The sequence below is a fragment of the Paraburkholderia sp. BR14312 genome (assembly GCF_040948675.1).
Lineage (GTDB): Bacteria > Pseudomonadota > Gammaproteobacteria > Burkholderiales > Burkholderiaceae > Paraburkholderia > Paraburkholderia nodosa_A.
The window spans coordinates 1-19,593 of the sequence record NZ_JBFPKI010000013.1; the positions used below are offsets into that span (position 1 = coordinate 1).

Annotated in this window: 20 protein-coding genes; 7 read left to right on the forward strand and 13 right to left on the reverse strand. The window is 66.2% G+C overall.

Going from position 1 to position 19,593, the window contains the following annotated elements:
• Positions 1-438: 438 nt before the first annotated feature.
• The 7 genes from AB3X98_RS31220 to AB3X98_RS31250 form a co-directional block, all read right to left on the reverse strand.
• Positions 439-993, reverse strand: coding sequence for a phosphonate degradation HD-domain oxygenase (locus tag AB3X98_RS31220; RefSeq protein WP_069261820.1), 555 nt, complete (start codon positions 991-993; stop codon positions 439-441).
• Positions 994-1,066: 73 nt separating this feature from the next.
• Positions 1,067-1,750, reverse strand: a complete 684-nt coding sequence (locus AB3X98_RS31225; RefSeq protein WP_368607018.1) for a GntR family transcriptional regulator — start codon at positions 1,748-1,750, stop codon at positions 1,067-1,069.
• 73 nt (positions 1,751-1,823) lie between these two features.
• Positions 1,824-2,699, reverse strand: a complete 876-nt coding sequence (gene phnV, locus AB3X98_RS31230) for a 2-aminoethylphosphonate ABC transport system, membrane component PhnV (protein WP_254320699.1) — start codon at positions 2,697-2,699, stop codon at positions 1,824-1,826.
• Entirely contained in the window at positions 2,689-3,603 is a 915-nt protein-coding gene (locus AB3X98_RS31235; protein ID WP_069261817.1) for a 2-aminoethylphosphonate ABC transporter permease subunit, read from the reverse strand. Before AB3X98_RS31235 ends, phnV begins: the two co-directional genes overlap by 11 nt.
• Complete coding sequence (gene phnT / locus AB3X98_RS31240; protein ID WP_321931419.1) at positions 3,581-4,699, reverse strand: 2-aminoethylphosphonate ABC transport system ATP-binding subunit PhnT; 1,119 nt, start codon at positions 4,697-4,699, stop codon at positions 3,581-3,583. The genes AB3X98_RS31235 and phnT overlap by 23 nt, the downstream gene beginning before the upstream one ends.
• A 218-nt stretch (positions 4,700-4,917) precedes the next feature.
• Positions 4,918-6,000 carry a 2-aminoethylphosphonate ABC transporter substrate-binding protein gene (phnS, locus tag AB3X98_RS31245; protein ID WP_069261816.1) on the reverse strand — a complete coding sequence of 361 codons (1,083 nt, stop codon included), beginning with the start codon at positions 5,998-6,000 and terminating at the stop codon, positions 4,918-4,920.
• A gap of 428 nt (positions 6,001-6,428) precedes the next feature.
• On the reverse strand, positions 6,429-7,184 hold the full coding sequence (locus AB3X98_RS31250) for a DeoR/GlpR family DNA-binding transcription regulator (protein ID WP_069261815.1): 756 nt from the start codon (positions 7,182-7,184) through the stop codon (positions 6,429-6,431).
• A gap of 180 nt (positions 7,185-7,364) precedes the next feature.
• Here AB3X98_RS31250 and AB3X98_RS31255 point away from each other — a divergent pair, with 180 nt between their 5' ends.
• Both AB3X98_RS31255 and AB3X98_RS31260 read left to right on the forward strand, forming a co-directional pair.
• Positions 7,365-8,942, forward strand: a complete 1,578-nt coding sequence (locus AB3X98_RS31255; RefSeq protein WP_368607019.1) for an ABC1 kinase family protein — start codon at positions 7,365-7,367, stop codon at positions 8,940-8,942.
• Between the two features lie 203 nt (positions 8,943-9,145).
• Positions 9,146-10,060 carry a DMT family transporter gene (locus AB3X98_RS31260; RefSeq protein ID WP_368607026.1) on the forward strand — a complete coding sequence of 305 codons (915 nt, stop codon included), beginning with the start codon at positions 9,146-9,148 and terminating at the stop codon, positions 10,058-10,060.
• A 34-nt stretch (positions 10,061-10,094) separates the two neighbouring features.
• Here AB3X98_RS31260 and AB3X98_RS31265 read toward each other — a convergent pair whose 3' ends face one another.
• Positions 10,095-11,237, reverse strand: coding sequence for a L,D-transpeptidase (locus AB3X98_RS31265; protein WP_368607020.1), 1,143 nt, complete (start codon positions 11,235-11,237; stop codon positions 10,095-10,097).
• Positions 11,238-11,530: 293 nt separating this feature from the next.
• On the opposite strand from AB3X98_RS31265, the gene nadE reads away from it, so the two are divergent.
• Positions 11,531-12,409, forward strand: coding sequence for an ammonia-dependent NAD(+) synthetase (nadE, locus tag AB3X98_RS31270; protein ID WP_368607021.1), 879 nt, complete (start codon positions 11,531-11,533; stop codon positions 12,407-12,409).
• 17 nt (positions 12,410-12,426) lie between these two features.
• Here the strand turns inward: nadE and AB3X98_RS31275 are convergent, their stop codons facing one another.
• Positions 12,427-12,696 carry an RNA-binding protein gene (locus AB3X98_RS31275; RefSeq protein ID WP_069261810.1) on the reverse strand — a complete coding sequence of 90 codons (270 nt, stop codon included), beginning with the start codon at positions 12,694-12,696 and terminating at the stop codon, positions 12,427-12,429.
• 352 nt (positions 12,697-13,048) lie between these two features.
• Positions 13,049-13,645 carry a hypothetical protein gene (locus tag AB3X98_RS31280; protein ID WP_368607022.1) on the reverse strand — a complete coding sequence of 199 codons (597 nt, stop codon included), beginning with the start codon at positions 13,643-13,645 and terminating at the stop codon, positions 13,049-13,051.
• Between the two features lie 351 nt (positions 13,646-13,996).
• Between AB3X98_RS31280 and AB3X98_RS31285 the strand changes: the two genes are divergently transcribed.
• On the forward strand, positions 13,997-14,503 hold the full coding sequence (locus AB3X98_RS31285; RefSeq protein WP_069261809.1) for a DUF1993 family protein: 507 nt from the start codon (positions 13,997-13,999) through the stop codon (positions 14,501-14,503).
• Positions 14,504-14,593: 90 nt separating this feature from the next.
• On the opposite strand, the gene AB3X98_RS31290 is transcribed toward AB3X98_RS31285, so the two are convergent.
• Entirely contained in the window at positions 14,594-15,220 is a 627-nt protein-coding gene (locus tag AB3X98_RS31290; RefSeq protein ID WP_342946668.1) for a LysE family translocator, read from the reverse strand.
• 135 nt (positions 15,221-15,355) lie between these two features.
• Between AB3X98_RS31290 and AB3X98_RS31295 the strand changes: the two genes are divergently transcribed.
• Positions 15,356-15,820, forward strand: coding sequence for an Lrp/AsnC family transcriptional regulator (locus tag AB3X98_RS31295; RefSeq protein WP_069261807.1), 465 nt, complete (start codon positions 15,356-15,358; stop codon positions 15,818-15,820).
• A 37-nt stretch (positions 15,821-15,857) separates the two neighbouring features.
• Entirely contained in the window at positions 15,858-16,091 is a 234-nt protein-coding gene (locus tag AB3X98_RS31300; RefSeq protein WP_069261806.1) for a hypothetical protein, read from the forward strand.
• 38 nt (positions 16,092-16,129) lie between these two features.
• On the opposite strand, the gene AB3X98_RS31305 is transcribed toward AB3X98_RS31300, so the two are convergent.
• Entirely contained in the window at positions 16,130-17,317 is a 1,188-nt protein-coding gene (locus AB3X98_RS31305; protein ID WP_368607023.1) for a pyridoxal phosphate-dependent aminotransferase, read from the reverse strand.
• Between the two features lie 198 nt (positions 17,318-17,515).
• On the opposite strand from AB3X98_RS31305, the gene AB3X98_RS31310 reads away from it, so the two are divergent.
• A complete protein-coding gene (locus AB3X98_RS31310; RefSeq protein ID WP_069261804.1) occupies positions 17,516-18,262 on the forward strand; it encodes an IclR family transcriptional regulator in 747 nt (248 codons plus the stop codon).
• Between the two features lie 35 nt (positions 18,263-18,297).
• Here AB3X98_RS31310 and AB3X98_RS31315 read toward each other — a convergent pair whose 3' ends face one another.
• Positions 18,298-19,332, reverse strand: coding sequence for a LacI family DNA-binding transcriptional regulator (locus AB3X98_RS31315; RefSeq protein WP_368610367.1), 1,035 nt, complete (start codon positions 19,330-19,332; stop codon positions 18,298-18,300).
• Positions 19,333-19,593 lie beyond the last annotated feature (261 nt).

Genomic DNA, 19,593 nt, shown 5'->3' on the forward strand with positions numbered 1-19,593 from the left:
CAAAAACCTGACTTACTTTAGTGTGAGACTCTTGATACTTTTGCTGCTCCCGGCTTCATTCCGAAGAACAAGACCAGGTCGCCACCGCATCAAGCGCCCACACTTATCGGCTGTAAATTTTTAAAGATCGATCGCGAAGTTGCCGTTAAAACTGCTCAACTACCGGCTTCTTTCTGCGTTGCTGCGTCAGCAGCAGAGAAACGAGATTATGAAGACTGTCTGGCGATCTGTCAACAGGTTTTTTACTTCGTTCAACCTGCCGCTCAACTTCGAATCACCCGCAGACCCAGTCACCACAAGGCTTTCGCCCCGGGCTTCCCGTCTCCCCGCGCCTTCATCGAAAGCGCGAAAGACCGGAATTCTAGTCACGCAGATGACATCTTGCAAGCGGTTTTTTGACTCGCGTGAAAATCGGAAAAGCGCGGGAGCGCAATCGCCTCAAACGTGGCGTTGCATGACGCGTTCGACGAGCTGTAAATAGTGGTCGAGATCCGGCGTCGGTTTGCCCGCCACCTTCGCGAGATCGTCCCAGCGGCGCAGGCGCACCGCGTCTTCGGCGTGGGGGCGTGCAGCGAAATCGCGCGCCTCATCTTCATTGAAGATGCCACCCTGCAATTCGAGGCTGCGCACCGAGTCTGCGGAGAGGCAGCCGAAATACGCTTCATCGACGGCACAGAGGTAGCGCTTCGCATCCACATGCAGGCGGATCGGTTCCAGCACGCTATCGGGCAACACGGGCCGCAGGAACGGCAACGCATAGTACTGGTGCAGATCGTCGATGCCGCGTTCGGTCGGCGTTTCGCCCTGACGATTGAGCAGGTGACCCAGATCATGCAGGAACGCCGCGGCGGTCAGTTCTTCGGTCGCGCCATCTTCTTCTGCCAGCGCACCGCTTTGCAGCGCGTGTTCGAGTTGCGTGACCGGTTCGCCGCTATAAGCCAACGCACCATACGTCTCGAACAGCCCACGAATATCCGCGAGGCTCAGTGCCATCTTCTTCAACTCCTCTATGACGTGAATTCGGCGACGGCCCACACCTGAGCGCCGTCCATCGTTCCTTCCGCTCTCAGTCGCCGCAGGACTCGCGCATGCGCCTGGCCGATTCGTCGGCGTCGCGCGATGCGAGCGCGCTCAACAGCGCCCGATGCCCCGCATACGATGCATCCATTGCGCTGTGCGTCGGTGCTGCACGCTGCGAAGAGAGCCGCAATTCGCTCACGGTCCCCTCATAGGTCTCGCGCAGCCTGGCGTTGCCCGCCGCTGCGAAGAGCGACGCGCGAAACGCGTCGCGCGCTTGCAGAAACGCCTCACCCTTCTCGGCGACCACCGCGTCGCGCATCGCGTTGAGATGCTCGCGCAACTCCGCGACCTGCGCCGCGTCGATGCGCGGCGCCAGCATCCGGCACGCCGCTTCGCGCAACGCTGCGCACACTACGCCCAGTTCCTGAGCCTCAGCCGCGCCGACACTGCGCACGAACACACCGCGATGTTTCTCGTTGCGCACGAGACCTGCCTGCTCCAGCGCGCGAAACGCTTCGCGCACCGGTCCGCGCGAGACGGCGAGGCGTGCCGCCCAGTCGGCTTCGTTGAGTTTGTCGCCGGGTGCGAGCACGCCCGCCGCGATGCGTCGCTCGATCTCGTCGCGCACCAGGGCAGTCAGCGAATGCTGGCGCACCATGGCAAGCGGCGTCATGTCGGACAACGCCTCAGGATCGGCCGCGTTGCCGCTACTCGCACGCTCATCGCTCATCGGATCTTGCACGCCCTGCCTTGGCCGTCTGTTGCGCGCCTGCGGCGCATCGAACCGCATGGCATCCATCCGCTCAGTCCGCTCGCCGGCGCGGCACACGCGCCGCGATCAGCAGCAGCGCCCCCAGCGAGACGAGCAACAAGACCAGTGATAGTGCCGATGCCGGCAGGTAATAACCGCGCTCGACTGCGCCCACCACGACGATCGGCACCGTCGCGAACCCCGGCGGATAGACCGTGAGCGTCGCGCCCAGTTCGCCCAGCGACAGCGCGAAGCCCAGCGCGAGACTCGCGCGGATGGCCGGCACGAGCTGCGGCAGCACCACGCGGCGCAGCACCATCGAAGGCGGCGCACCGAGACTCGCTGCCGCTTCGCGCAGCACGGTCAGCTCGGGACGCAGCGCGGCCGAAGCGCATCGATAGCAAAACGGCAGCACCAAAGCCAGCTGCACGAACACGACGATCGCAGCAGAACTCGACAGATCCACAGGCGCCTTGTGATAGGCGATCAACACTGCGAGGCCGAGCACCACGCTCGGCACGCCGTTGGGCACCATCGCGAGCGTGTCGACGACCGCGCCCAAACCGCGCCGGTCGCGTCCTTCGAGCGCGAGTGCGAGCCACAGACCCAGCGCGGTGCCGAGCACCGCCACGCCGAAGCCGACTTCGAGACTCGTTGCGAGCGCATCGAAGTCTGTAGAGCCGAGGCGCTCGAACCAGCGCGTGCTGAAACCGTCGGGCAAGATCGTGCCCGACCAGTGCGACGCGACGCTCGACAGCGCGACGACGATCACCGGCAACACGAAGAGCCAGAAGCACAGCAGCGCCGCGAAGCCAAGCAGAGCCGCGCTGGCAATGCGCGAGAAGAGGCTGCGCTCGACAGGCCGCGCGCGAAGATGCTTGGGCGGCAGCGCGATACGGTCGGAACCGGCGACGGGATTAGTTGACATTGCGCGCGCCTCCATGACTGCGTCGATTCACGCGCCGATACAGCGCATACAGGGAAAGCGACATCGCGAGCATGACCACGGCGCCTGCGGCGGCCGTCGGCAGATCGAGGTCGACCGTGGCCGAACTGTAGATCGCCACCGGCAGCGTGATGAGGTGCGCGCTGCCGAGCACGAGCAGAATGCCGAACTCGTTGAACGTCAGCAGAAAACACAGGATCGTGCCCGCCGCGATACCCGGCCAAGCGAGCGGCAGGATCACGCGCAGGGCGACCATGCGGCTGTTCGCACCGAGACTGCGTGCGGCTTCGATCAGGCGCATGTCGAGCAGCGCGAACGCGGCGAGCGTCGGGCGCACGACGAACGGCGCGTAGAACACCACTTCCGCGAGCACTACCCCGCCGATGCCGAACAGGAAGTCGAGAGGCGGCGCCTGCAAATGAAAGAGCCGTTGCAGCCCGATGCTCACGGAGCCCTGCGAGCCGTACAGAAAGATCAGCGTGAACGCGACGAGAAACGACGGGAACGCCACGAACAGTTCCAGAAAACGCGTGACGAGCTGTGCGCCCGGAAACGGTTTGAAGAACAGCAGCGCGGCGAGCGCGACACCCAGCACGGAAGCCAGACCCGCACTCAGGAACAGAATCCACAGCGTCGTGGCGATCACGCCGCGCGAATCGGGATTGCCGAAGAACGTCTCGTACGCGTGGAAGCTCAAGCCATGCGCGCCAGAAAGACTCAGCAGCACGAGCCGCACGAGCGGATAGACGACCAGCGGCCCGAGCACGAACACGAGCAGAAACGCGATATGCCATTGCGCACGCCGTTCGCGGCGGCGCACGGCGGCCGCGTGCGCATCGGCGCCGGGCAGAGCCTGGGCGGAATCAGGGGTTGATAAGGACGACATCGTCAGCCTCGTAACGCAGGGACACACGCATGCCTTTCGCCGGCGTCATGCCGTGGCCGCGCTGCATGGTGACGAGCACCGGTTCGTTCGGCATCGCGTCGAGCAGCACCGGCACCGACAGCACCGAGCCATACCACTCGACCGATTCGATCGTGCCGTGCAGCGAGCCTTCGCCGAGCGGCACGATGCGCAGGCTTTCGGGACGCAGGCATGCGAGCTTGTCGCGCACGTCATGACGCGCATCGCCCACCGGGAACGCGACGTTCGGTGGCAGCAGGTTCGCCGCGCCCAGATAACGGGCCACGTAGGCGTCGTTGGGCGTGTCGTAGAGTTCCTGCGGCGTGCCCAGCTGCGCGATGTGGCCATCGCGCATGAGCAGCGTACGGTCGGAGAGCACGAGCGCGTCGTCCTGATCGTGCGTCACACAGACGATCGTCAGGTCGGGCAGCCGCTCGTGCAGCGCCTTCAATTCGGAGCGCACCGAGGCGCGCAGATTGGCGTCGAGCGCCGAGAGCGGCTCGTCGAGCAGGAGCACGTCCGGCTCGATCACGAGCGCACGCGCGAGCGCCACGCGCTGCTGCATGCCGCCCGAGAGCTGCGCGGGCATGATGTGCCCCGCGTCGCCGAGCTGCACGAGCTTGAGCGCGTCGGCCACGCGCCGCGCGATGTCGCGCGACGGTACGCGGCGCGCCTTCAACCCGAACGCGACGTTCTCGAACACCGAGAGATGCGGAAAGAGCGCATAGCTTTGGAACAGCAAACCCAGGTTGCGCTGATGCGGCGGCACATGGGTCAGATCGTGGCCCGCCACGGTGAGCGTGCCCGCGAGTCCGTCGGCTTCGATGAACCCCGCGATGAAACGCAGCAAGGTCGTCTTGCCGCAGCCGCTGCGGCCCAGCACGGTCAACAGTTCGCCGCGTCGGATCGTGAGCGACAGATCGTCGAGGACAGTACGCGCGCCGAAGCGCACGCTCAGGTGGTCGATCTGCACGCCCGCAGCGCCGGAGGCGTCCGTGGCGTCAGTCAGTCCGGACACATCCGGCAGCGCGCGGGCCATGCCGGCCGGCGCGAGGCTTGCGGTATTCACCGGGTTCATCTCCTATCGACCGGAGTGGGCGCTTTAACTGTCGACCAGAGTTGGCGCTTTAGCTGTCGACCAGAGTTGGCGCTTTAGCGCTTACTCTGGTCCCATGCAAAGCTCCTTACTCCGGTCCCATGCAAAGCGCCTGACTCTGGTCCTATGCAAAGCTGTCGATGGGACCTGGCGCGGAAGCACCAGGTCCCATCCCATACAAAATTACAAATTGCTGCTGCTTACTTCGGCTTCACGACTTCGAGCTGCTTGCCCGACGAGCCGATCACTTCGGTCTTCCAGCGCGTCGTCCAGTCGGCCTTCTTCGCCATCACCTGATTCCAGTCCACCGGGATCAGCTTCACCCCCTGGATGGCCTGCTTGACGGCTTCGCCGTTCTTGCCCGTGAGCGCCACGTCGGTGCGGCCCGGAATACCGAAGATGTCCGGCACCTTCGACTGCACGTCCGTCGACATCAGGTAGTCGATCAGCTTCTTGCCTTCAGCCTGGTTCGGGCCGTTCTTGATCAGGCCGATGGCGTACGGCAGCTGGAACGTCGTGGGATGACCGCCAGCGTCGGCCGAGAGGAAAATCGGCTTGAGCGAGAGGCCGCCGTTGGCTGCGTCGTCGAGATCCATCTGCAGGTCGCCGTTGGCCACCGCGATTTCGTTGCGCGAGAGCAGCACGTCGAGGTAGCCCGTGCCCTTGGTGTGGAACTTCGCGCTCTGCTCGAGCTTCTTGAGGTAGTCGAACGCCTTGTCTTCGCCCATCAGCGAGGTCGTGAGGATGATCACGGCCATGCCGTCGCCAGCCGTGGCCGGGTTCGAGTACGCGACCTTGCCCGAGTAGTCCGGGTGCAGCAGGTCAGCAAACGTCTTCGGCTCGTTCTTCACGACATCGGGATTGATCGCGAACGAGAAGTAGTTGTTCACGAACGTCGCCCACGAACCGTCGGTCGCCTTCGCGATCGTCGGCACGTTCTTGTAGTTCACGCTCTGGTACGGCTGGAGCAGGCCGCCCTGCTGCGCCGTCTGGATGAACGGCGGCAGCGTGACGATCACGTCGGCCTTCGGCGAGTCCTTCTCGACGTTCGCGCGGTTCACCACTTCGCCGCTGCCCGCCGTGACGATGTTGACCTTGACGCCTTCCTTCTTCTCGAAGGCCGGCAGCACGTCCTTGTAGAGATTTTCGAGGCCGTCGGCCGTGTACAGCACGACGGCGTCGGCGGCATGCGCGCTCGCTGCTGCGCCCAGAAGCGCCGCGGCGGCCGCGATCGGCAGCAGCTTGCGTGCAAAACCCGCGCGATGGGAATTCGTGTGGTTCATGTCACTCTCCGAAGGCAAAACCAGGTGCTCGGGATACCCGATGCGTTTGTTGAATGGATCGAACTGAGCTGAACAATCCGAACTTCGGCGGACTGCGCCGCCTGTCATTGCCCGCCCCGCGGTGGTCTCGTATCGCGGATTGCAGATTGTCTACAATCCGACACTTTCCACCTGAACCGACCGGCCGGGCGAAGCCGCGGAATTGCCGCTCGCCTCGCTGACCGGCCCATCTGGACGGGCCCCGCAAGAATCACAGGTTTTGATGACATGCGCATGACGATTGTGGCGTTTGTCAAAAAATTCCACAATTCGCCTATATTCGACAAGCCACATAGGCGTGCTAATTCTGCCGGGAAGGTGCTGACGGCAGCCATGCAGGCGTGTAGACGGGCAAGCGCAGCGCGCGCCGCGCCGCGCCGCAGGAAGAGTCAGGCGATGACGAGTTCGGGCCCACGCGCCGTAATCGCGCGCGCGATGCTCTTTTCGGGCGCAAGCTCGGTGATGACGTAGCGCGCCTGCTCGAAGCCGTTGATGCGCACGGGCGTGACGCGCCCGAACTTCGAATGGTCGGCGACGACGATCGCGCAGGCCGTGGCCGCGAGCATGCGGCTGCGTACCTCGGCGACCATGCGCGAGTAGTCGGTGAGCCAGCCGTCGGCGGTGATGCCGCCCGCGCCGACGAACGCGAAATCGGCGTGGTATTGGGCAAGCTGCTGCACGGTGTCGAGGCCGAAGGTGGCTTCCTCGTGGTCGGACAGCTCGCCGCCCAGCAGCGTGACGCGGTTCTCGTTGCGGCGGCCGAGCAACAGCGCGATGCGCCAGTCGTTGGTATACACCGTGAGCCGATGGCGGTCCGTGAGCGCGCGCGCGAGCGCATGCGTGGTGCTGCCCGAATCGATGATGACCGAGGCGCCGTCGGGCACGAACTCCGCCGCACGTTCGCCGATTGCGCGCTTGGCGCTCGCGTTGGCGGCTTCACGCACGTCTAGATCGGGCTCCCGGCGGTCGCTCGAGAGCGCGCCGCCGTGGGTCGTGACGAGCAGCCCTCGCTCTGCGAGCGTATTGAGGTCGCGCCGGATCGTCTCGCGCGAGACGCGCAGTTCGCGCACGAGATCCGCCACGGAAAGCGCGCCTGTCCGGTTCACTTGCGAGAGGATGTATTGGTGACGTTGTTCTGCGAGCATCTCGGTGGGCGCGGGGTCGTGCGTGGAAAAAACGCTGGGAATGATGTGAGTCCGACGTGAATCCGGGAAAAGCCGCCGTATTGTATTACGCATGCGCAGAACGAGACTGCCCTGCCATCGCGTCCCCATCCCTGCTAATCTCGTGGGGACCGCGCGCTCACGCGATGACCCTTGAAATTCATGCGTTCACGACTTCGTCAATTGCGTCTGCTGTTTTGTGCACTGCGTTATGGCTTCAGGCTGATCTGGCTCGCCGCGCCCGAGCATCACAAGCTGCACTGGTTCCTCACGCTCGCCTCGAACCTGCACGGCGACCCGCGCCTTGCCTCGCGCCTGCACGGTTCGCTGCCGCGTCTCGCGCCGCTTGCCGCGGCCTTCGCGCAAACGCTCGCCACACGCCCCGAACTCGCGGGCGCGACGTTGCACGACGCGATCGACGCCATTGAGCATTTCGAAGAGCCCCTCGCGGGCGAGGCGCTCGATACCACGCTGCGCGCCGCGCTCGGCAAGCCGCCCCAAACGGTGTTCACGTGGATCGACCCCAAGCCGGCCCATAACGGCTGGTGCGAGCAGACGCACATCGCGCGGCTCGCGCTGCCGGTGAACGGCCATCAGACGATCACGCTGCGCGTGCTGCGCACCAAACAGGTCCAGGAAGTCGACGACGACGCCGCGCTCCTGTGCGCCGTGGCGCGTTGGATAGAGCGCTTTTCCCGCGCCGCGCGCAAGCTGCAGTTGCACACGCTCGCGCAGGCGCTGCGCGACGATCTGCAGCACCGCTTCGACCTGCGCGCCCAGGCCGCCAACCTGAGCCAGAGCGGCCACCAGCTTGGCGACGATCCGCGCATCGTCGTGCCGGACGTGATCTGGGACCTCTGCACCCCCCAGACGATCGCGGTGCAGCACATCGACACCGTGCGCGCGACCGACATCGCCGGGCTTGCCGAACACCACATCAACGTCACGCAGGTGGCGGCCCATCTGATCGAAGTGGTCACGCGCCAGGCGTTCGAGCACGGGTTCTTCCATGCGGCCCTCGACGCCAGCCGGGTCGCGGTGAGCGTCGAACCCGAGACGCGCGGCCGCCTCGTGCTCGCGGGTGCGGCGTTGATGACGAGCCTTTCTTCGCCTGAACGCGAATTCTTCGTGCACGGTGCGACCGCGTTGTTCGAACAGGACTACGGCCGGCTCGCCACGCTGCATCACGTGGCCGGTCATGTGCCCACGCATGCACGCACCGAGCAGATCGAGGCCGAATTGCGCACGCGCAGCGAAGCGCATTTCGCGAGCGACACCGACGAGCGCAGCGCGGGTGCGCTGTTCCATCATCTGCTGCATTCGGTGCAGCCGTTCGGAGGCGAAGTCTCGCCGCGCCTCGTGGCGGCGCAGCGCGCGTTCGGCCAGGCCGAGCAGCTGGCCCGCTCGATTCATCCGGGCGTCGACGCGTGGGGCATCGCACGGCACACGCTCGCCGACATCGCGCGGCGAGATCTCGGCCACCAGGGCTGGATCCGGCGACTCTCGCAGGAGTTGCCCCATCTTGCGCAAATCGCCCCGCGCGTGCCGCAGATGGTGTTCCGCTTCCTCGAACATCAAGCGAAGGGCGGCGGACACGGGCCCGCTGCGGGACAGGCCGCGCAGCAGGCCGCCTTGCTCGATGCCTGGCGCCGCGAGCATCGGCGCACGCGCGCGCTGCTGCTCGCCTGCGCGCTCTGCGGCGGCTTGATCGGCGTGACCGCGGTATTGTTTGGAAGCTAGCGGCCGCTAGCGTTTCCGCCTTGACGTCGTTTGCATTGGCTGGCGTGGCACGGGCTAGGCAGTTAGTTGCATTCAACTCATCTAGCGGCGCCAGCCCGGACCAGTGCAGTCCTGAACAAGACCGCCACCCTCACGTTGCGCGATACTCCGAGCCTTTCGTGTTTCTCCGCGCGCAGCGTCAGCGCGCGTCCACTTCGACACCGATGCTCGCCACCTTCGCACCCACCCTTTTCGTCTTCCTGTGGTCGACGGGTTTCGTCGTCGCGCGCGCCATTGCGCCCTACGCCGATCCCAACCTGTTCCTGCTCGCGCGCTTCGCAGGCACGGCGGCGCTGTTCACGATCGTCGCGCTGGTCATGCGCGCGCCCTGGCCGCGCGGACGCGAAATCGGCAAGCATCTCTTCGCCGGCGCGCTCCTGCAGGGCGTCTATCTGGGCGCGGGCTACTGGGCGGTCGCGCAAGGTTTGAGCGCGGGCGTGATGGCGCTCCTCGGCGCGCTCCAGCCGCTCCTGACGGCCACCATCGCGGCACGCACGTTCGGCGAGCGCCTGCCGCCGCTGCGCTGGACCGGCATGTCGCTCGGGCTCGCCGGCGTCGTGCTCGTGCTGAGCCCGAAGCTGTATGCCGCGATGCACGCAGGCGGCGGCGCGATCGCGGACGCCGCTGCCGCGACCGCGCCCATGCACGCTCATGCGAATCCGCTGCTCGTGGTGGTGGTCGCGGTGGTATCGGTCGGATCGATCACGGCGGGAACGCTCTATCAGAAGACGTCGCTCGCGCAAGCCGACATCCGCAGCGCGAGCGCCGTGCAGAATCTGGGCGCGGCGATCGTCGCCGCCGTGCTCGCGCTCGTGCTCGGCGAGACGCGCTGGATCGCCACGCCGACCCTGTGGTTCTCGCTGGCGTGGGGCATCGCGATGCTCTCGGGCGTGGGCGTGACGCTGCTCGTATGGATGGTGCGCCACGGCGACGCCGCCCGCGCCACGGCGCTGCTCTTTCTCGCGCCGCCGCTTGCGGCGCTCGAAAGCTGGCTGCTGTTCGGCGAAACGCTCACGCCCGTGCAAATGGCGGGCTTCGGCGTCGCGCTAGCGGGCGTGCTGCTCGCGCGGCGCGCGTAGCGCATGCGCTGGCGCGACCGCCCGGATGACACGCTTAGTCAGCGGTGTCGGCGCCGGCCGGCACCTTCGCACGCGCCTTGCCGCCGGGTGCGGGCGACCACGCCGGACGCGTCTTGCGCTCCGAATCGACCACGACGACGAAGCGTCCCGCCCACGGTGTGATCTCGCGGTCCGAGTGGAGCACCCAGAGCGACTTGCCCGCATCGACCAGCGCCTGGTATTCGGCGTCGATGATGCCGTAGTGGTCGATGAACGCGTTGAGCGTCGCGGGTATCCGCACGCAGCCCTTCGAGTGGCGGATGCCGAGCAGCGGCTCGAGGCGGTCGGGGTCGGTGGCGTGCATCTGGAAGCGCATCTGCGAATAACCGCCCTTGCCCCAGCCGCGTTCGCCGTCCACCCAGCCGAAGTCATAGATGCGCATGTCGCGCCGGCCATAGCCGCGGATGTTGTTCTGGTTCATGGTGCCTTCCGCGCGGAAGTCCATGTTCAGCGGCGTGTGCTCGAACACGCCGAGCGGCGTGAGGAAGTGGTCGTACTCGCCGGGGCGTCCCGTCGCGACCGGCGACGCGCCGATCATGAGCCACGGCTCGTCGGGCATCGCGCGGAAGTAGATGAAGAGCGCCTGCACATTCGCGCTGCGATCGACGAGGATAACGAACTCGCCCGCCAGCGCGCCGAGGTTCTTCTCGTCGAGCGCAGCCTGCAGGCGCTGGCCGTAGGCGCGCTGCTCGGCCAGCGGCACATGCAGCCGCCGGTTGACGTCGCGCGCGAAGCGCTTGCGCATTTCGAGCGCGCCGCGGGTTTCCTCTGCGGCTTCCTCCGGCGTGAGCATCCGGTGAACGGGCAGCACCAGCGCGGGAGGCGCGGAAGCGGCCAACGCGGCCGAGGCCGCGGAAGCCGGCTGTGCCGACGAAGCGGCAGACGCACTCGAAACGCCCGAGGCCGCCGAAACAGGCTCGGGCGTGGAAGCAGCGGAAGCTGCCGACGCCGCTGTGGCAACCGGCCGAGCCGCCGGCGCGCCCGAAGCAGCCGATGCAACGGATGCACCCGAAGCGGCCGGCTTCGACGCCGACTGCGCCGGCGCGCTGCGCACGGTGCCAGAGGTAACGTGAGCGCCGGAAGCCGTCGCGGCATCGGAGGCGTAAGCGGCGCTTGCCGCCCACGAAGCGCAAGACAAGGTGCAGAGTACGGTCGCTATTGCGCGGCGCGCCGGTGCGCCCAACCACCGCGTTCTATGATGGGGAAGTTTCGGGGCGTCGCCCCGGACGCCACCGCGTACGCGAGCGCCCATGCGCCGCGAAAAATTGTCGTTCATCGTGAGTCCGGCCGATTGTGCGTCTTGTCTGAAGTCGGATACGTCGGGCGCCGTGCCATGCGGCGTCACTGACAGCGCCACGACCAGCCGACATTAGACCAGACAACGCAGACTGCGCGCGTATGTCGCGTGTGCAGCCAATTGAGGAACCGCTCATGCTCCCCCAATCGGACGCCAACCCGGAAGCCGATCGCCTCGCCCGCCAGCACCGCATCATCGCCGAGCTGAACGTCGCCGCACACTTCGACGCACATGCCGAAATCGAGCAGCGCGTGCGCTTTCTCGGGCAGCGCCTCCTGGCGAGCGGGCTGCACACGCTCGTGCTGGGCATCAGCGGCGGCATCGACTCCGCGACGGCGGGGCGCCTCGCGCAACTGAGCGTGGAAAGGCTGCGCGCGCAGGGCCAGACGTCGGCACGTTTCATCGCGATGCGTCTGCCCTACGGCACCCAGCGCGACGAAGCGGACGCCGCCGCCGCGCTCGCCTTCATCGCGGCGGACGAAATTCTGACCGTCGACATGCGCCCCGCCGCCGACGCGATGCTCGCCTCGCTCGCGGCAAGCGGCCTCGCCTTCGCCGACGGAAGCGAGCAGGACAAGCTCCACGGCAACATCAAGGCGCGCGAGCGGATGATCGCGCAGTACGCGGTGGCCGGCGCGCGAGCGGGACTGGTGATCGGCACGGATCACGCGGCGGAATCGCTAATGGGCTTTTTCACGAAGTTCGGCGACGGCGGCGCCGACGTGCTGCCGCTCGCGGGCCTGAACAAGCGCCGCGTGCGCGCGCTCGCGCGGGCGCTGGGCGTCCCGGCCACGCTGGTGGAGAAAACGCCAACTGCAGATCTGGAAACGTTGCGCCCGCTGCATCCTGACGAAGACGCCTACGGGATCGGCTACGACGAGATCGACGACTTTCTGGAAGGTAAGCCGGTGAGCGAACGCACGTACGAGACGATCTTTCGCTTTTACGAGTCGACGCGCCACAAGCGGGCGTTGCCCTATGCACCGTACGACCGCGCCGACGACGGCCGCTGAAGCGCGGCGCGAACGGCTCAGTTGCGTTGCGGCGGCTCTTCGTCTTCGAACGGCGGCGCGCTCACCCTCAGCGCAACGCCTGCGAGGCGACGGGATTGAAGCTCGCGCGCCACGGCATCGGCCACGTAGGGCACTTCGGAATCGAGTTCGACGTCCGCGTGCGCGTTGGGTGTGCCCGCGTCATAAACGGTAATGCCCTTGGCGTACTTGCCGAGTTCGCGCTCGAAAAAGCTGCGCACGTCCTGCTCGCTGCAGGTTTCGGGAACATTCCAGACGGTCAGATGCATGACGGCCTACCTCGCGGGATTTTCGGACCCGACGTGCAGCGTTTAGCGGAACCGGCGCGGTTGCGTCGCGCGTACGCGCACGGGCTGCAGGCTCGCACGAGCGCGAGCACGGGTCCACGCCACCTGGCCCAGCACGGCAGCGACGCCAAGCAATAAAAGGCTGGACGTAAGCATTGTTGTGACTCCCTGTTGTTGATGAATGTCAGCATAGTCGCATTTGCTGAGCGGTGCGCTGCGGCATATTGTCTGGCGCCAGATCGCTAACCGTTGCCGCCCGATTGTCTGCTGCCCATGTGTGCTCTGGCCGCAATCAGCGTGCCCGAGGGAGGAAAAGTGCGCGCGAAACTGCGCTTCAGGACCCGTCGTCGCGGCTTGCCGAGGTCGTTTCGTCCGCCGACCCGCCGCACTCCATGCGGGTGAGGCGATCGTACTGGTGCACCCAGTTGCCGGTGATCGCGGCCTGCGCCTGGGCCAGCGTCATGCGCCCCGCGCACACGCAACGCTTCAGGCGCACCGTGAGCAGCGACTTGCGGCGCTCGCCGGCGTGGCCGCCCCATGGGATGAGATCGAAGTTGGCGGTGGCGTCCGGCGACCCGCCGAGGACGATCGGCACGTGCCGGTCGAGCGCGTAGCCCACACCGTCGTCGGCGTCGATGCCGCGCGCCGCGAGCATGCGATCCTTCAGTGCCATGGTCTCGTCGAACGGCGGCGCCACGGTGTCGGCGTAGCCCGGACGGCAGATCGTGTCCGTCACCGATTCCTGTGTGACGCGCGTATCGAGTAGCCGAGGATCCTGCGCGAATGCGGACTGTGCCGCGCTGCCAGTCGCGAGCGCCAGCAGCGAGACACGCAACACTCGCGCGCGCCAGTGCGACGCGCCAGTGCGACAAACACTGCCTTCTGCCATGCGGCGCGCGATGCGGCGTATTGCTGCCTTTTCTGCGTTCATGGTTGATCGCATCGTGCAGCACGATGCGCAATGGATGGTTGGTGCCGGGCTATTAAACCACAATCAAATATTGTCAGGGCAATTGCGCACATCGGCCCGTGGGCATGCTGTTTCGCACATCGCGCGCCAGCCCCCAGCGCCTCGCCGCAAGCGCTCGCAACCTCGAGGTTTGACAAGGAATTTTTGCTCTGTAATCCCAGGTAATCCATGCGCCCGCCCAGATGCCTGGCCGTCGCGCTCATGCTGGCCATTTGGCCGATGGCAGCACGCGACGCGATAGCGCATAATGGGCCGCCCGGTCAGCTCCAAAGCGGAGCGTATCGCGCGCATTCGAAGAAACGAGGAAACCCCATGTCCATTTCCATGTATCAAGCATCGGTGCCCGTGCTCGTGCGCGGCCTCACCAATCTGCAAAACATCATCGGCAAGGCGCAGGCGCACGCGGCGGAAAAGCAGATCGACCCCTCCGTGCTGACGGGCGCGCGGCTCTTCCCCGACATGCTGCCGCTCATGCGTCAGATCCACATCGCCACCGACACCGCAAAGGGCTGCGCGGCGCGCCTCGCCGGTGTGGAGGCCCCGAAATTCGAGGACGTCGAGGTCACCTTCGACGAATTGCACGCCCGTATCCAGAAGACCATCGAGTATCTGAACACGTTCAAGCCGGAGCAGATCGACGGCACGGAAGCGCGCAGCATTACGCTCAAGATGCGCAGTGGCCCGATTGAGTTCACGGGCCAGAGCTATCTGCTGGGCTTCGTGCTGCCCAACTTCTTCTTCCATGTCACCACGGCCTACGACATCCTGCGTCACAACGGCGTGGAACTCGGCAAGCTCGACTATCTTGGCGGGCGCTAACGCGCGCCGCGAAACACGAGCAATAAAAAAAAGCGTGCGGCGCCTCGCGCGCCGCACGCCTTCTTGCAACCGCCTTTGCCGGCGGCGGCTTCAATCGAGCGAAAGCCGCAGCGCGAAGCCGATCAACGCGGACGAAAACGCCCACTTCTGGACCGTCTGCGCGAGCGGATTGCCGCGCAGCCACACCGCGATGCGCACGGCGCCCAGCACATAGATCACGTCGAAGAGCGCGCACACGGCAACCAGCAGCACGCCCAGCACCGACACCTGCAGCCAGACCGAGCCCGCCTCCGGTCGGATGAACTGCGGCAGCAGCACCGAGCAGAACAGTAACGCCTTGGGGTTCAGCAGGTTCGTGAGCAGGCCCTTGGCGAAATCGGCGCGGCGCGGGCGCGCCACCGCCCCGCCCTCGTGTTCGGGCATCGCGAACGCCGGCGCGCGGAAGATCTGCACGGCGATCCACGTGAGATACGCTGCCCCCACGTAGCGCACGACTTCATAAAGCCACGGCGCGTTGCGCAGCAAGGCCGCGAGACCACAGGCCGACAGCGTCACGTGGGTCGCGCGCGCGAGCCCCAGGCCGCAGGCCGCCGCGAAGCCGCTGCGCGTGCCGCGGCTCATGCTGGTCTGCATCACGAGCGCCATGTCGGCGCCGGGCAGCGCGCAGACGATAATCAGCGCGACAATGAACATCAACAGCAGGTGGGCGGAAATCATGGTGGGCTCGCGTGAAAGAGGCTCTATCTTGCCGCTACACGCAGAGCGATTTCTGGCGATTTTCATACCACTTTCGCCAGATATTGGTGGAATGCGCTAAGATTTCCGAATCTGCACCAGAATTCCCCAGCCATCATGAGCGACCTCGACAAACTCGACCGGGCGATCCTCGGCGCGCTGCAAACCGATGGGCGCATGCCGAACGCACGCCTCGCCGAAACGGTGGGCCTGAGCGAAACGCCGTGCGCGCGGCGCCTCAAACGCCTCGAGCAGGAGGGCTATATCGAGCGTTACCGGGCCGTGCTGTCGCGCCGCGCGCTCGGCTATGGCGTGGTGGGATTCGTCTCGGTGCGCTTCGCCGTGCACGACCGCGCGCTCGCCGACCGCTTCGAGCGCGAGGTGCTGGCGATCGAGCGCATTCTGTCGTGCCACAACGTATCCGGCACGGCGGACTATATTTTGCAGGTGGTGGCCCGCGATCTCGACGACTATGGCACCTTCATGCGCGACCAGCTGCGCAGCTTGCCCGGTGTCACCTCGGTCGAATCGGCGCTGTCGCTGCGCGAAGTGAAGGCCGAGGGCGGACTGCCCCTGCCCTGAACGCACCCAACCCATTCACGCAATAACGGAGCTTTCGATGACCCCAGAACAGGCACGAGCCGAAGAAGCCGCCGCCATGGAGCGCGTCCTGACCGCGACCCAGCGCGTCAAGTCGGCGTTCACCTCGCTGCAATCGCAGTTTCCGCCGGAAGGCGACGGCAAGCCGTCGCAGTTCGCACTGCAGACCTTCGACATGGCGCTCCAGGAACTGGAAGACGCCCAGGCCGCCTTCGACGAGATGCTCAACGATCTTTTCGACGGCGAACGCTGAGCTTGCCCGCGTTTGCTGCGTGCCCGGCGAAAGACCCGCTAGCGCGTCGCGGCTGCGGCGCGCTCCCGGACAAACGCCGCGATCCGCTCGCAGGCCTCGACGAGCCTCGCTTCGTCCACGACGAAACCCAGCCGCACATAGCCGTTTGCGGTCTCTCCGAACGCGCTCGCGTCGAGCACGGAAACCTTCTGCGCTTCGAACAGCTGCCAGGTGAACGCGTGCGTGTCGAGGCCTGTGCCGCGGATGTCGATCATCATGAACATGCCCGCTTCCGGCAACAGGCACTCGAGCCCCGGTACGCCCGCCAGCCGCGAGTAGACGATGTCGCGCCGGCGGCGATAGATCTCGCGCATTTCAGCGACGATCTGCGCGCGGTTGTCGAGCGCCGTGATCGCCGCCTCCTGGATGAAACCGGGCAACCCGTAGAGCATGCAGAGCGCGAGCCGCGCCAGATGCGCGATCATCGTTTCCGGCGCGATCACCCAGCCGAGGCGCCAGCCCGGCATGGCATGCGACTTCGAGAGACTGCCGAGCGTGACCGTGCGCTCCGCCATGCCGTCGAGCGCCGCGATGCTGACGTGCTCGCGCTCGAACGTGAGGTCGGCGTAGACCTCGTCGGAGAGCACCCACAGGTCGTGCCGCTTCGCCAGTTGCGCGACGCGTTCGAGGTGCGCGCGCGGCATCACCGCGCCGGTGGGGTTGCACGGCGTCGCGAAGAAGATCGCGCGCGTGCGCGGCGTGACCGCTGCATCGAGCGCGTCACAGTCGAGATGAAAACCGTTTCCGGGATCGACGGGCACCGGCACGAGCGTTGCGCCCGACGCGCGGATCGCGGCCTCGTAGGTCAGGTACATCGGCTCGGGCACGAGCACTTCGTCGCCGACCTCCAGCAAACAGAGCGACGATGCGAACAAGCCGTTCTGCGCGCCCGCGCAGAGAATCACGTTGTGCGCCCCGACCACGCGCCCGCTTTGCTGCGTATGCTCGCGAGCAATTGCTTCGCGCAGCGGCTCGCGGCCCATGATGGCCGAGTAGTGCGTATCGCCTTCGCGCAGCGCGGCCACGGCGCGCTCGACGATGGGCGCGGGCGTGCCGAAGTCGGGGTCGCCCACGCTCAGCACGATCACGTCCTCGCCACGCGCAGCGGCCTGCACCGCCGCGTGATGGATCTCCCACGCTGTCGTGCGACGGCCCTGCAACCGCTCGACCAGATTCGAATACTTCATCTTTCGCAACTCTCCCGAACATGCGGCGCGCCTCGCGCGCCATGGCGTTCAAACCGTTCCCGTTGATGCGTGTGTGCAACGATACCAAGGAACGATGCCGCTGAGAAATGTCGATGCGCTCATGCGCGCATCCAACATGGTGTTAGTATTTCCAGCCTGTTGGATGATCTTTTGCCGGCAAACCCGGCACGCAGCTCCATGTCCTCACCCTACGAAGTCCCGGCGCTCCGGCGCATACACGATATTCTCGACGTGCTCGCGCACGCTCAAGGCCCGATGCGCGCGGCGGCAATCGCGCAGGCCACCGGCCTCTCGCGCAGCACGCTCTACCTGATGCTCGACTCGCTCGAGCGCCGCCGCTGGATCGAAAAGCGCGCCGACGGCTATATCGTCGGTCTCACGTTGTTCGAGCTAGGTAGCGCTTACGTGCGGCACGATCGGCTCCAGGAAGTTTTCCGCCAGGAAGCGACCGTTTTCGTCGCGACGCATAACGAAGTGGTTCAGCTTGCGGTGCTGGACGGCGCGGAGGTCGTGTATCTCGCGCGCGAGGACCCCGCGCGACCCGTGCGTCTCGTCTCCGATCTCGGCTCGCGGCTGCCCGCGCACTGCAGCGCGCTGGGCAAGGCGCTGCTCGCCAGTCTTTCCGATGATGAGGTCAACGCCATCCTGCCGCGCCAACTGCCCGCTGTGACGGCCAACACCATCACGCGCAAGCAGGACCTCATTGCGGCGCTCGCGGCGATTCGGCGCTCGGGCCTCGCGCACGAGCGGGAAGAAGTGACGGCGGGCATCGCGTGCTTCGCGGCGTTCGTCGGCGTGACGGCGCTCGGCAAGCGTGTAGCGGTCAGCGCGAGCCTGCCGCTGGAGCGGCTGGACGCGCGGCGCGAAAAGCGGCTCGCCATCGCGGTGGTCGAGATGGCGCAGCGCATCGCCAAGGGACTTTAACGACGCGAGCGCTTGAGCACGCTCGCGTCGCGTGCTCAAGCGCTCTCGCGCGGCATGACGGCGTACTGGATGCGTGTCTTCAAGGGATGCGACGCGCTCGCGCCGTCCACTGCCGCGAGGGCCGCGACGATCGCCTCGCCTGTGCGCTGACCAATGCCGTAGGCATCGACCGAGATCGTGGTGATCGCCGGATGGCAGCACGCCGCGATCTCGAAGTTACCGAAGCCGGCAACCGCCATATCGCGGGGCACGCTGAGGCCGCGCCGCTGGCACTCCATGATCGCGCCGAACGCCGACATGTCGCTCACGCACATCACGGCCTGTGTGTCGGGCCAGCGCTCGAGCAGTTCCGCCATGGCGGGTGCGCCGTGGCTCATCGTGACCGGCGAGTCGCCGAGTTGCACGACGCGGTGCCTTTCGAGCCCGAGCGCCTTCATCTCCATCTGAAAGCCCTTGAGCCGGTCGAGGCCGCGCCGGTCCAGGTCGCCCGCGCCGCCAAGAAAGCCGATGCGGCGATGACCTTTGTCCGCGAGATAGCGCACCATCTCGCGCGCTGCGCTCACGTTGGAAAAGCCCACGGCCATGTCGATCGGCTCCGTCGGCAGGTCCCACATTTCGACGACCGGTACGCCCGAGCGCTGCAGCAGCGTGCGCGTGGCGTCCGTATGCTGCGCGCCCGTGAGCGCGATGCAGCGCGGCTGGTGGCGCAGCATCTGGCGCACGAGACGCTCCTCGCGATCGAGGAAGTAGTCGGTGTCGCCGATCAGCAGTTCGAGCCCTTGCGGTTCGAGCACGGCGGTCAGGCCGCTCACAGTGTCCGAGAAGTTGGAGCTGGAAAGCGACGGCACGAGCACGGCGACGAACGACGAGCGTCCCGAGGAAAGCGCGCCGGCGGCAGCGTCGGCCACGTAGCCCAGCTCGTCGATGGCGCGCTGCACGCGCTCGCGGGTCGCCTCCGACGCGCTGCGCCCTGCCATCACGCGGGACACCGTCATCTTCGAAACGCCCGCGAGACGGGCGACATCGGACATGCGGGGCGGCGTGGCTTTCGGAGCGCTGGTTTTGGACATCGCGGCTGGGCGGCAAAATAAAAAGAACGCATATCATAACGGCTGCGCCCTTCTTTTCCTCGTTTCGCGCCTTTGCATGCCATCGCCTTCGTAGGCGTTCATTTAATTCGCCATCCTTATCTTCACCGAAATCGCGGCGCAGGCGAACGCCGTTCGATTCGGGAATCCAGGAATTCGGTCACAATCGGTGACGGGCGCCAGAGAATACGCACGCCTGCGCAGACACCCCGCCGCCCACCCACGAGCCAGGAGGAAACTTGC

Excerpts from the sequence above, each read along its gene's own strand:
- AB3X98_RS31220 (WP_069261820.1), bottom strand. The coding sequence starts at position 993 with ATGGCACTGAGCCTCGCGGATATTCGTGGGCTGTTCGAGACGTATGGT.
- AB3X98_RS31225 (WP_368607018.1), bottom strand. The coding sequence starts at position 1,750 with ATGAGCGATGAGCGTGCGAGTAGCGGCAACGCGGCCGATCCTGAGGCG.
- phnV (WP_254320699.1), bottom strand. The coding sequence starts at position 2,699 with ATGTCAACTAATCCCGTCGCCGGTTCCGACCGTATCGCGCTGCCGCCC.
- AB3X98_RS31235 (WP_069261817.1), bottom strand. The coding sequence starts at position 3,603 with ATGTCGTCCTTATCAACCCCTGATTCCGCCCAGGCTCTGCCCGGCGCC.
- phnT (WP_321931419.1), bottom strand. The coding sequence starts at position 4,699 with ATGAACCCGGTGAATACCGCAAGCCTCGCGCCGGCCGGCATGGCCCGC.
- phnS (WP_069261816.1), bottom strand. The coding sequence starts at position 6,000 with ATGAACCACACGAATTCCCATCGCGCGGGTTTTGCACGCAAGCTGCTG.
- AB3X98_RS31250 (WP_069261815.1), bottom strand. The coding sequence starts at position 7,184 with ATGCTCGCAGAACAACGTCACCAATACATCCTCTCGCAAGTGAACCGG.
- AB3X98_RS31255 (WP_368607019.1), top strand. The coding sequence starts at position 7,365 with ATGCGTTCACGACTTCGTCAATTGCGTCTGCTGTTTTGTGCACTGCGT.
- AB3X98_RS31260 (WP_368607026.1), top strand. The coding sequence starts at position 9,146 with ATGCTCGCCACCTTCGCACCCACCCTTTTCGTCTTCCTGTGGTCGACG.
- nadE (WP_368607021.1), top strand. The coding sequence starts at position 11,531 with ATGCTCCCCCAATCGGACGCCAACCCGGAAGCCGATCGCCTCGCCCGC.
- AB3X98_RS31275 (WP_069261810.1), bottom strand. The coding sequence starts at position 12,696 with ATGCATCTGACCGTCTGGAATGTTCCCGAAACCTGCAGCGAGCAGGAC.
- AB3X98_RS31280 (WP_368607022.1), bottom strand. The coding sequence starts at position 13,645 with ATGAACGCAGAAAAGGCAGCAATACGCCGCATCGCGCGCCGCATGGCA.
- AB3X98_RS31285 (WP_069261809.1), top strand. The coding sequence starts at position 13,997 with ATGTCCATTTCCATGTATCAAGCATCGGTGCCCGTGCTCGTGCGCGGC.
- AB3X98_RS31290 (WP_342946668.1), bottom strand. The coding sequence starts at position 15,220 with ATGATTTCCGCCCACCTGCTGTTGATGTTCATTGTCGCGCTGATTATC.
- AB3X98_RS31295 (WP_069261807.1), top strand. The coding sequence starts at position 15,356 with ATGAGCGACCTCGACAAACTCGACCGGGCGATCCTCGGCGCGCTGCAA.
- AB3X98_RS31300 (WP_069261806.1), top strand. The coding sequence starts at position 15,858 with ATGACCCCAGAACAGGCACGAGCCGAAGAAGCCGCCGCCATGGAGCGC.
- AB3X98_RS31305 (WP_368607023.1), bottom strand. The coding sequence starts at position 17,317 with ATGAAGTATTCGAATCTGGTCGAGCGGTTGCAGGGCCGTCGCACGACA.
- AB3X98_RS31310 (WP_069261804.1), top strand. The coding sequence starts at position 17,516 with ATGTCCTCACCCTACGAAGTCCCGGCGCTCCGGCGCATACACGATATT.
- AB3X98_RS31315 (WP_368610367.1), bottom strand. The coding sequence starts at position 19,332 with ATGTCCAAAACCAGCGCTCCGAAAGCCACGCCGCCCCGCATGTCCGAT.